The sequence below is a fragment of the Blautia ammoniilytica genome (assembly GCF_025566965.1).
In the GTDB taxonomy this organism is placed as follows: Bacteria; Bacillota; Clostridia; order Lachnospirales; family Lachnospiraceae; genus Blautia_A; species Blautia_A ammoniilytica.
The window spans coordinates 14,839-27,367 of the sequence record NZ_JAOQJL010000024.1 but is presented as its reverse complement, the minus strand read 5'-3'; the positions used below and the strand labels follow the sequence as shown (position 1 = coordinate 27,367).

The 12,529-nt window shown below is 39.8% G+C and carries 4 protein-coding genes; all 4 read left to right on the top strand.

Annotated elements, in window-relative coordinates; all coding sequences use genetic code 11:
* Window positions 1-8: 8 nt before the first annotated feature.
* The 4 genes from OCV61_RS12095 to OCV61_RS12080 all read left to right on the top strand — a co-directional run bounded on the left by OCV61_RS12095 (window position 9) and on the right by OCV61_RS12080 (window position 12,519).
* Window positions 9-7,697: a non-ribosomal peptide synthetase gene (locus OCV61_RS12095; protein ID WP_055057319.1), complete on the top strand. Its 7,689-nt coding sequence runs from the start codon at window positions 9-11 to the stop codon at window positions 7,695-7,697.
* Window positions 7,698-7,798: 101 nt separating this feature from the next.
* A complete protein-coding gene (locus tag OCV61_RS12090; RefSeq protein WP_055057320.1) occupies window positions 7,799-8,920 on the top strand; it encodes a saccharopine dehydrogenase NADP-binding domain-containing protein in 1,122 nt (373 codons plus the stop codon).
* The gene (locus OCV61_RS12085; protein ID WP_055057321.1) at window positions 8,917-9,165 is read left to right on the top strand and encodes a phosphopantetheine-binding protein; all 249 of its coding nucleotides are present in this window, start codon (window positions 8,917-8,919) and stop codon (window positions 9,163-9,165) included. The genes OCV61_RS12090 and OCV61_RS12085 overlap by 4 nt, the downstream gene beginning before the upstream one ends.
* Before the next feature lie 36 nt (window positions 9,166-9,201).
* Window positions 9,202-12,519, top strand: coding sequence for a non-ribosomal peptide synthetase (locus OCV61_RS12080; RefSeq protein ID WP_055057322.1), 3,318 nt, complete (start codon window positions 9,202-9,204; stop codon window positions 12,517-12,519).
* Window positions 12,520-12,529: the final 10 nt, after the last annotated feature.

Here is a 12,529-nt window from a genome sequence, read left to right as displayed (position 1 = left end):
ACAGAATCATGGAATATATAGAGATAAAGGAACAGATCAAACAAAAGCTGCCGGTAGCCAGAGATTTGGGGGATTCCGAAAATCTGCTGGAGCTTGGGCTTTCATCCCTGACGATCATGCGTCTGGTAAACCAGTGGAGAAAACAGGGGGTTAAGGTTTCATTCGGTTCATTGATGGAAAATCCTACCCTTGAAGGCTGGTGGGCGCTGATCCAGCGCAGCATGAAGAAAAAAGCGGGCAAAAAACGGGCGCAAGAATCTAAGATAACGCCGGAAAAGGATATGAAACAGCCGTTTCCTTTAACAGACGTACAGTATGCATATTGGGTTGGCAGGGATGAAGAACAGGCTCTTGGAGGAATAGACTGTCATGCGTATTTAGAGTTTGATGGGGGAAATATAGATCCGGAGCGTCTGGAAAAAGCATGGAATGTGCTGCAGTATCATCATCCCATGCTGCGTGCCTGCTTTTTGGAAGATGGGACACAGAAAATCCTGGATAAGCCGTATTGTGAAAAAATAAAGGTTCATGATTTTTCACGGATGTCATCTGAGGAAGCAGAGGTAATGGCAGTATCTGTCAGAGAACGTTTATCCCATCGGAAGCTAAAGATCGAGGAAGGCGAAGTGGCAGGAATAGAGCTTACGCTTTTTCCTGAAAATAGGGCACGCATGCACGTGGATATGGCACTTTTGGTTGCCGATGTACAGAGTTTGCAGATCTTATTGAGGGATTTGGCGGCTGCCTATCGCGGAGAAAGCCTTCCGGCAGAATCAAAAGGGTGGAATTTTGCTTCTTATCTGGAACGGCAAAAAGAGGAAGATAAGGAAGAGAGAAACAATGCAGAAGGATACTGGAAAAAACGCTTGGAACATTTGCCGAAAGGGCCAGGCCTGCCACTGGCAAAACGGCCGCAGGAAGTGACAAAGACTGTATTCAACCGCAGGATTGTAAGGATTGGCAAGGAAGAGTGGGCTCATCTGCAAGTACGGGCAAAGGAATACCAGACAACTCCGGCAATGGTTCTTCTTACTGCATATGCGACGGTTTTGGAACGGTGGAGCAGGAATCATCGTTTCCTTATTAATATTCCATTGTTTAACCGGAAAACAGAGCAGCAGGGATTGGAAGACGTGATAGCAGATTTCACTACACTGTTATTGCTGGAGATTGACTGCGAAGGGAATCCGACGTTTGCAGAATTGCTAGACAGGATCCAGAAGCAGCTCCATGAGGATATGAAGTATACGGCATATTCTGGCGTGCAAGTCCAGAGAGACCTTGCACAGATGTATGGAGACGCATCGGCAGTGGCGCCGGTTGTTTTTGCCTGCAATCTGGGAACGCCGTTGGTAAATGATACGTTCCGGAAAGAACTGGGGCAGTTTTCCTATATGATTTCCCAAACGCCGCAGGTGTGGAATGACTTCCAGAGTTATGAAGATGAAAATGGCGTACAGCTTACATGGGACAGCGTGGATAAGTTATTCCCGGAGAATATGATCCCGGATATGCTGGAGTGTTTTGAGAATCTTCTGCATGAATTGGGAAAGAAGGACTGGAATCAGCGATTTGATGTGCTTCCTGAAAAAAGAAAAAGAGAAATTGAAGATACAGCGCGTACAGGAGTGCCGGAGCGTGTGGAATGCCTGCATTGGGCTGTTATGAACCATGCGGAAGTTTGCCCGGAAGATATTGCGCTTATTGATGCGGGAAGCGGAAGATCGGTTTCCTATGGGGAATTAAAAGCACGGGCGACAGCAGTGGCGGCAGGGATTTCAGAAAAGGATATTAAGGGAGTCCCAGTTGCACTTACCCTGCCGCGCGGGATAGAACAGATCGAGGCGGCATTAGGAATTTTGCTTTCCGGAAATTCATACCTTTCGGTCAGCTTAAGCCAGCCTAAAGATCGGAGAGCGTTAATCCATGAGAAGACGGGAGTCCGCTATGTGGTCACGAATCGGGAATTATCCGAAAAACTGGACTGGCCGGAAGGTACGGAAATCCTTGTGATGGAAGGTATGGAAGAGGGACAGGAAAATGTGAGACTGCCAGAGGTGTCGCCGAAGGACAGCGCCTATATCATCATGACGTCAGGCTCTACAGGTGTTCCGAAGGGTGTAGAGATTGCGCATGAAAGCGCATGGAATACGGTTCAGGATATTAATGAAAAGTACCATGTGACAAGTGCAGATCGGGCGCTGGCTGTATCAGCTATGGATTTTGACCTGTCGGTATATGATGTTTTTGGAATTTTAGGCGCAGGAGGAACATTGGTATTGCTTCCAGAGCAGGAGAGAAGGAATGCGGATTACTGGCTGGAACAAGTGTTGAAATATCAGATTACCGTTTGGAATTCAGTGCCGGTGCTTCTGGATATGCTTTTGATACGGGCGGAATCCATGAAACAGAAACTGCCGATCAGGGCGGTTATGCTTTCCGGAGATTGGATTGGGATGGATCTCCCGCAGAGGGTTGCGGCATGGACAGAGGATTGCCAGTTTGTCGCTATGGGAGGAGCTACAGAGGCAAGTATCTGGTCCAATTATCAGAATGTTACCCTGCCGATGCCGAAAAACTGGAAATCTATTCCTTATGGAAAGCCACTCAGATATCAGGCATATCGTGTTGTGGATGAGTATGGAAGGGATTGCCCTTACTGGGCAGAAGGCGAACTCTGGATTGGCGGTTTTGGTGTAGCAAAAGGATATAGGGGAGATTCTGCGCTTACGGGGCAGAAATTTATCACAGATCAGTATGGAAGATGGTATCGGACCGGAGATCTCGGAAGAATCTGGGATGATGAGACAATTGAATTTTTGGGAAGAAAAGACCATCAGGTAAAGATCCGCGGACACAGGATTGAATTGGGAGAAATTGAACATGCGATTCAGGAGTTTCCGGGTGTGGCTCATGCAGTTGTTGATACAGTTAGTGATGGTCATGGCAATAAAACGCTGGCTGCTTATATCGGAGCGCCGATACAGGAAGATTCTAAAGTTACAACGTATTTGTACGGCACAGATATCTTTGGCGGAGGCTGGAAAGAACTGAAGGATGATGTCAGCAATTGGCAGATGCAGCAGGAACGGAAGACAGCATACAAAAATTTCCTTGCCTATGCAGACCAGAGATGTGTACAGCTTATGCTGGAGACACTCATAGAGTTAGGCATTTTTGTATCAGAGAAGGAAGTTCTTTCGCAAAAGGAAATTTTTGAAAAAGGGAGCATTACGGAAACACAGAAGAATACTGTGGCAAGATGGTTGGAAATTTTAAAGAAGGAAGGAATCCTGAGAGAAGAGGACGGCAGACTATCGCGTACCGGGAAGGAAGTGGCTGTACCGGAAAAAGCTGGAGATGCGGAAACGTATTTTAAGAAACTGAAGCCGTATCTGAAGCATATGGTTACTGGGAATGAAGTTCCGCTGGACGTATTCTACCAGAAAGAGCCGGCTTTGGCTCCGAATATGCTGCTTCGGAGGATTCCGGGCTGCGAGGAAACAGTGGAAAGACTGGTGCAGGGATTAAGGCTTCTGGCAGAAGAACGCAGAAAAGAGCCACTCCAGATTATAGAAATTGGTACAAGGGACACTGCAATTACAAGACAGTTTTTGAATGCACTGGAAGATGTAAGCGTGGCTTATACATATGCGGATTCTTCAAAATATTTTCTGCAGGAAGCAGAGAAAGAACTTGCGGGATATGAGAGAGTCGAGTTTGAGATGCTGAATCTGGAAGAAGGCATGGATAAGCAGCAGATGTCCTTGCATAGTTATGACGTTGTGATATCGGTAAATGCTTTACATAGAAATATTGATGCTGCGGATGCGGTAAAGAAAGTAGCGGAATTACTGAAGCCAAACGGAATATTGCTGATGACTGACCTTGTGGTAAGGACATACCTTCAGGAACTTACAGCGGCTTTTTTGGAAAAGGGTTTTGCGGATATTCGGGACAAGAGAAAAGAAGCAGGGCTGGTTACCCCGGACTGCCTGCTGTGGAGAGAATGTTTATCAGAGGCAGGATTGGGCGAAGACTGTGCTGTGACAGAGAGATATGGAAGATGTATATGCTGCAGCAGACAGCAGGCGTCTGTCCTGTCCTATCATAATGGAGCACTAAGGGAATATCTGTCAGAAAAACTGCCGGAGTATATGGTTCCACAGAACTATCATTTCATGGAGCAGCTCCCAACATTGTCCAATGGGAAGATTAACAGGAAGCAATTGCGGGAAGATTTTAAAGAAGAAACTGCGGTTATCCGATTTTCAAAGGCAACGACAGAAACAGAAGAAAAGCTTTTAGATATCTGGAAACAATTATTTGGATATGAAAATATCGGAATTGAAGATAATTATTTTAGCCTTGGGGGAGACTCGCTGATTGCCACAAGGTTGATCTCGGAAGTACAGACAACCTTCGGCTGCAAAATAACGATCAGTACGATTTTTGAAAATCTGACCGTAAAATCTCTGGCAAAAGCTATTGAACAGTCCGAACAGAAAGAAGATACACTGCAGATCAAACCGAATCTGGAGGAAGCATATCATCCGTTCCCATTAACCGATGTGCAGTATGCTTACTGGCTTGGCAGAAGCGGATTGTATGAATTGGGAAATGTTGCAACGCACTGTTATTTTGAACTGGATGCAGACGGCCTTGATACTGAGTGCGCAGAGGCGGCATGGAATCTGTTGATACAGAGGCATGGGATGATGCGTGTTATTATCCAGCCGGATGGTATGCAGCGCATACTGGAGAATACTCCACAGTATCATATTGACGTGACGGATATCCGACAATTGGAAGTGACAGAAAAAGAAAAGGCATTGGATGAAAAACGGGCAGAGATGTCTCATCAGGTAATTCAGACAGATGAATGGCCTCTGTTTGATGTGCGAATCACTAAAATAGAGAACCAGAAGCATAGAATCCATATCAGTTTTGATAATATTATCTTTGATGGCTGGAGTATGTTCCATCTCTTAAATGAGTGGGCAGAAGTATATCGAAATGGAAAAGCGGAAATGCCGATTACTTTGTCTTTCCGGGATTACGTGCTGGGACTGGAGCAGATAAAGTCTACCTCTGCTTATGAGAAAGATAAAAAATATTGGGAAGACCGGGTGGAGACTTTTGCGGACGCACCGGATCTGCTGCTTGCAAAGAACGAAAGCCAGATTACAGAGCAGCGTTTCTGTCGCCGGAGCGCAAAACTGTCACAGAAAGAATGGCTGTCTGTAAAAGACGCGGCGGGAAGACTGGAGGTAACGCCTTCTGTTCTTTTGATGAGTGCTTATGCGGAGACTCTCCGCTTGTGGAGCAGTAATAAGGATTTTACACTTAATCTGACGCAGTTTGACCGGAAACAATTGCATCCGGAAGTGAACAATCTGGTTGGAGATTTTACAACACTGACATTGCTGGAGATAAAGAATGCAGGGAATAATTTTGCGGAAAGGACAAAGGCAATTCAGAAGCAGCTTACAGAAGATCTGGAGCATACAGCTTATGGCGCGGTTGAACTGGAGCGCGAATTAAAGAAAAAGACTGGAAATATGCGGGGCGCTATTATGCCGGTAGTGTTTACCAGTGGTCTTGGCGTGGAGCAGTGGAATGAAGGCAAGTGGCTTGGAAAACTGAATTATAACATTTCACAGACACCGCAGGTGTGGCTGGATCATCAGGTGGTTGAAATGGATGGCAGCTTATGCCTGTTCTGGGATTCTGTAGATGAATTGTTTTATCCGGGAATGCTGGATGAGATGTTCCGGGCATATACCGGCCTGCTTCATACGCTGGCAGTTCATCCGGAGATCATGCAGGAAAAAACGGCAAGTTTGGTAACAGCGGAAATTTCAGATAAACGGCGTCAGGCGAATGAAACGGCGATTGAATTTGAAGAGAAAACATTGGATGGATTATTTTTGGAGGCGACAGACAGATTCCCGGATAAGGAGGCGCTGGTAACGTGCAGCAGGCGGATGACATATAGGGAGATAAAAGAAGAGGCGTTTTACATTTCCGGGCAGTTGAAGAGCATGGGAATAAAAAAAGAAGAGACGGTAGCTGTATTTATGGAAAAAGGGTGGGAGCAGGTAGTTGCTGTTTATGGAATCATGTTTGCCGGAGCCGCATATCTTCCGATAGATATCCATAATCCGAGAGAACGAGTTGAAAAGATTCTCCGTGACAGTGGAACAAGAATCATTCTTGTGCAGAATCAGGCGGATGAGCAGGATACCGAATGGATGCACGAGTGGGATTGTATTCCTGTGTCGGGATTAAAAGGTAATTCTGAATACAAAGCACAGGAGAATAAGGTGGGAGATCTTGCGTATGTGATCTATACGTCGGGAACAACCGGGACGCCGAAAGGAGTAATGATTACCCACCATAATGCAGTTAATACAATACTGGATATCAATGCACGCTATCAGATTACTGAGCAGGATACTGCGTTTGGAATTTCTAATCTTCATTTTGACCTGTCTGTTTATGATGTTTTTGGCATTTTAGGCGCAGGCGGAAAATTGGTCCTTCCAGATCCGGAATATGGAAAAGATCCGGCACATTGGATTCAGTGGATGAATCAGGAGAACATTACCGTATGGAACAGCGTGCCAGCTTTTGTAGAAATGCTGGCTGAATATGAGGAATATCAAAGACAGGTAACTTCACAATCACTGAGGTTGGTAATGATGAGTGGCGACTGGGTTCCGGTGTCACTTCCGGGGAGAATCCGTAATCTGTTCCAGAATGTTGAGATTGTTGCTCTTGGAGGTGCAACAGAAGGCAGTATCTGGTCCAATCATTTCGAGATCCCAGAGGTCGTGCCGGAAGATTGGAAGAGTATTCTGTATGGGAAACCGCTTGCAAACCAGAAGTATTATGTTCTGGATCAGAATATGGAAGATTGCCCTGACTGGATACCGGGAACGCTTTATATTGCCGGAGATGGCGTCGCGCAGGGATATTTAAACGATAAAGAAAAAACAGAGGAAAAATTTGTTGTCTTAGATAGAACTGGGGAACGGTTGTATTGTACAGGGGATATGGGACGGTACTGGAATGACGGTAATATTGAATTTCTTGGAAGACTGGATAATCAGGTGAAAATCAATGGGTATAGGGTAGAGTTGGGCGAAATTGAAGCTGCGATTAATAGATTTGTTGGCATAAGACAAAGTAAGGTTGTGTGTGTTGATAAGAAAAATTTAATAGCTTTCTATTGCGAAAACGAGCAGGTGGACAGAGATAGATTAAAAAAATATCTAAAAAAAGTATTACCGTTATACATGGTTCCAATAAAGTTTGAAAAAATAAACATCTTACCACAAAGCAAGAACGGAAAGATAGATGTAGGAAATTTATATAAGCGCGCACTTGCTATATCAAAAGACAAGCATATAAAAAGCAAAAAGGAGCCTATAACAGCTGAAGAAAGGAAATTGGCAATAATTTGGCAGAGGGTTTTGGAAGGCGAAAATGTGTCTGTGTACGATAATTTCTTTAGCTGTGGTGGAAATTCATTAAAAGCAATTCAATTGGTTAATGAGATTAATAAAGACTTTCAAAAGCAAATTGCTATAAACGAATTGTTTGAAAATTCGACAATAGAAAAATTGGCAAAACTATTAACAACATCGACTGATGAGCTAGAAAGCGATGAGCAAGAAGAAGGTTTTTTATAATAATAGAGAATCTTACTTTTGGGAATAAAAGAAAAAATGTTACTCCTAAAAGTAAGAGACTTTCTTCGAATATTGGACATATTAGAATGGGAGGCAGATTTATGAGCTTAAATACAATTGGAATTTTGGGTTGTGGAGGGCATATAGGGAAATACGCGACTGAAAAGTTGCTAAGATTGGGTTTTCAAGTTTTGGGTGCACAAAGAAATAGTGTTACATATTTTGATGATTATAAGAATTATTCATTTACAAATATTGATGTAATGGATAAGGGACAGCTAGATGGTTTTGTTGAGAAATGCGATATAGTTATCAATTGCATAAGTCCTTCCCATTTATATGGGAAAATCGTTAAAGACGCCGTATGCAAGAAAGATAAGATATATATCGATCCTTCTGATATGAGTTTTGAGCAAGAGGAAAGAAATGTAACTGGAAAATGTGTAACATCTTGTGGATATATTCCTGGTATTTCCGAATTTTTACCATATATCGTTGCACATAAACAGTTCGATAAAATAAGAAGAACTGTTATATATCAGGGTGGTTTTGATGGTTGTTCACCAGGAGCATTTGTTGATATGATTCTGGGCGCTGCGAATAAGAACCTTTTTGGAGATTCTTATATTTTACATGGGAATATATGCCCTTTGTCAATAAATATTAAAAAGACATATGAAACTCCCTTCTCAAAAAATAAAGTTATTTTTAAGCCACTTATAAATAGAGATACAATTAGATTACAGAAAAAAATTGGTTCGGATCAGCAATATTTCTTTTGTGCATATGACAATATGGAAACACTTCGCTTTTTTATGAAACTGCTTATTGAAGGATCAAGGTATGAATCTAATGTTGCTGCTGAAAATATTAAGCGAAAATTATACGAGAGAATAGAGCAGGATGAAACTTTTGGGAAGGAGGAAGTAGGTGCATATTTATTTTTTGAATTAATTGGAGAAAAATCAGGATATGAAAAATGTATATCGGGGAAATTATTTTTAAAAAATGTGAATAGGTTGTGTGGTAATTTTTTGGGTGAAGTTGTGAAAGAAATTGCTATGAGTCCGGGAAAGGTATTATCAGGGTTAAACTATGGATTTGAAATTTTGAATCCAGAATATTTAGAGAAAATTTCAACTGAATTGGAAAATGGAGAATATATGAAAATTAATGAGATACCAATAAAAAATAAGATAGCTATTGAAGAGTTTATAAGATGAATTTAAGAGGAGAAAAAATGGAAAGAATAATGCAAGAAATATGGAAAGAAGTTTTGAAACTTCAGAAAATGCCGTCAATTGGAGATTCATTTTTTGATTTAGGGGGCAATTCTTTTTTGGCAGTTCAAGTTATAGCTATTTTAGAAGAAAAATATGGAAAGACAATAGATATTATTGCATTTTATGAGTGCGAAACTATAGAGAATTTAGTTGCCAGAATCGAGAATAAGGAATCGTTGGACTAAAGACATCCCAATAAATAAAATAGAATTGGAGAAAAAATGAAAACAGAGAAATTGATATTAAATTATCAAAGAAGAGGAATTAAATTATCGGTCAGTGATAATAAATTACATTTTTCTGCACCTCAAAATATACTTACTGATGAGGATAAAGACATTTTAAAGAAAAATAAGAAAGAAATTATAAAATTTCTATTAGATCACACAGAAAGTGAAATCATTGTTGACGAAGAAGATAAATATGAAAAGTTTCCTTTAACTGACATTCAATTATCATATTTAGTCGGACAGGATAATGTTTATAAATTTGGTGGGACAAACTGCAAAATTTATACGGAAATAGAATATGAGCAAATAGAGTTGAACAAAGCACAATATGCGTGGGAGCAGGTTATTAAATATAATGATATGCTGCACGCTGTTATTAATCAAGAGGGAACACAAGAAATATTATCATCATATACAGTGCCACAAATAGTATTTTCGGATTTGTCAGATATGGAAAATGCAGAAGTTATTATTGCCCAAAAAAGGGAAAGTTTAACCAAAAAGCAATATCGCGTAGGCACTTGGCCTTTATTTGATGTTGAGATAACAAAATTGAAAAACAAATATATTTTACATATTTCATTAGATATGCTTGTTGCTGATTTTGTAAGCATAAATGTTATTTTGAATGAATTTGAAGAAGTATATTATAACGGTAAACTTTCATTTAAACAACAGTTATCATTTAGAGATATTGTACTATACAAGGAAAGCCTGAAAAAAACAGTAAATGGGAAGAAAAAATACGAGGAGGATAAAAAGTATTGGGAAAAAAGGATTCCTAGATTGTCAGAAGTACCAGAATTCCCAGTGGTAGAACAGCAGGAAAAAGAAGTCCTTTTTACACAATATAAATTTTTCCTTGAATCAGATGAATATGAAAAGTTATGTGATTTGGCAAAGAACTTTCAGCTTACCACTTCAAGCTTAATATTAACAGCGTATGCAGAGGCATTGAGAAAAATTTCAAAAAACCAAAGTTTTTGCATCGACGTTACGATGGTTGATCGCCCTCCATTTCATCCGAGTATTGACAGAGTTATAGGGGATTTTACAACTGCTAATATTTTGGAAGTTGAAGATCTTGATTATACAAATTATTTTGAAAAAGCCAAAAAAATTCAATATAGATTATGGGAAGATTTAAGCCATAATTCTTTTTCTAGCAAAGAAGTTTTAAGGGAAATGGGAAAACGAATAAAAAAGGAGATTACAGTTCCGGCAGTATATACAAGTACACTTGGGGCAGTTAAGTATAGTAATCAACGAAAAGGAAAAATCCTTTATACGATTAGTCAGACACCTCAAGTCCTTATAGATTGTCAGGTTTTAGAATTGGAAAAAGGAGTTCGTTTAAATTGGGATGTGCGTTTAGGCGTGTTCCCGAAAGGATTAATAGAAGAAGCTTTTGAAAGTTTCCGTGAATTAATATATAGGATTATTGATAATAATACTTTGGATATTTCGTTAGAATCAATCTTACCAAAAGCTGTTAGAAAAATCAGATGTGTTACTAATAATACGAGGAAAGAATTTGAAACTAAATATTTGCATGAAGGTTTTTTTGAAACTTTAGAATGTTGTCAAGAGAACAAAGCCCTTTATTCAAATGGGAAATATTATTCATATAAAGAACTTTCGTATTATGTTGATACAATAATTGAAGTTCTTGAATCTGAGGATGTATTTAAAGGGGATATTGTCGCGGTAGCAGTATCTAAGGGAGTTTGGCAGATTGCAGCAGTTCTTGGCATATTGTCAAAAGGAGCGGTTTACCTTCCTTTGGACATTCATCAACCATCAGAAAGGGTCGATAAAATTATAAAAAGTGCTCACGTGAAATGTTGTATACTTGAAGAAGATAATTTTATAAGCCATGATTTAACAAAAAAGTTGAATATACGAGATATTAAGAGGAAAGAGAGGTCTGGCAATGATTATAAACAGATAAACATAGATATAGAAGCACCAGCATACGTGATTTTTACATCAGGAAGTACAGGAAATCCTAAAGGAGTAATTATTTCTCATAGTGCTGCAACTAATACTATATTGGACATTAACAATAAGTTTAAAATTAACTCCGATGACAGGATTTTGAATATTTCTAATCTGAGTTTTGATTTGTCTGTGTATGATATTTTTGGAACTTTTTTTGCTGGTGCAGAACTGGTTCAGGTGAATGAGGAGCAGGCGAAAGATCCTGCACATTGGTATGATCTTCTGAAACATGAAAATATAAGTGTGTTTAATGGGGTTCCAGGACAGATGAAAATGCTAACTATGTTTTTGAAAGGGAAGGAAAAACCTATATTAGATGCAGTAAGGCTTATATTACTTTCTGGAGACTGGATACCTGTAGATTTACCGAAGGAGATTAGCAAGTACTTTCCAAATGCTGAAATTGTAAGTTTAGGAGGAGCAACTGAGGCTGCAATATGGTCTATATATTATCCGATTAATATAAAGCAAAATTATATTCGAAGCATTCCTTACGGAAAGCCATTGGCTAATCAAAGGTTTTATATATTAAATGAAAAGGGAGAAGAGACGTTAGACTGGATTTCTGGGGATATTTATATTGCCGGAAAAGGGTTGGCAATTGGATACTTGGGAGATCCGGAATTGACAGAGAAAAAATTTATATATTCGAGGCAGTTGAAAGAACGCTTATATAAAACAGGAGACATCGGGAGATACATGCCAGATGGAACTATTGAATTTCAAGGACGATCTGATTTCCAAGTAAAAATACGTGGACATCGGGTTGAACTGGGCGAAATTGAAATGGCAATAGTAGAGATATTGCATCCTAAAGATTTGAAAGTAATAACTGTAAATAATAATGATGTAATTTCTGTATGTATGTTTGCTGTTTTGGAAAATGAAAGTGATGCGCTCTCTAAAGAAGAATTAGGAAAATATTTATCCGAAAAAATTCCACAGTATATGATCCCGGTATATTGTGAATATCTTAGTGAAATTCCATTAACGGTAAACGGGAAAATTGATATCAAGGTTCTTACGTCAAGAGCAATTGAAGGAATGAAGAAGAGCAGAAGTAGAGGGAAATCTGAACAAAAATTATCAGAAACAGAGGAGAATATATACAAAGTTTGGTGTGAGCTATTCAATACAACGGATATTTCAGTTGATGAAGATTTCTTTGAATGTGGTGGAGACTCTATTCTTGTTGTAAAACTTCTCACAGAACTTGAAACTAGATATCAGTATAAAATGTCGTTAATGGATGTTTATTCATCACCCACAATATATAAGATGGCAGAATGCATAACAAACCAGCAATAATATAGGAGGA

Bases quoted from the DNA above. Each gene is read 5' to 3' on its own strand.
- OCV61_RS12080 (WP_055057322.1), top strand. From the start codon at position 9,202: ATGAAAACAGAGAAATTGATATTAAATTATCAAAGAAGAGGAATTAAA.
- OCV61_RS12095 (WP_055057319.1), top strand. From the start codon at position 9: ATGGAATATATAGAGATAAAGGAACAGATCAAACAAAAGCTGCCGGTA.
- OCV61_RS12085 (WP_055057321.1), top strand. From the start codon at position 8,917: ATGAATTTAAGAGGAGAAAAAATGGAAAGAATAATGCAAGAAATATGG.
- OCV61_RS12090 (WP_055057320.1), top strand. From the start codon at position 7,799: ATGAGCTTAAATACAATTGGAATTTTGGGTTGTGGAGGGCATATAGGG.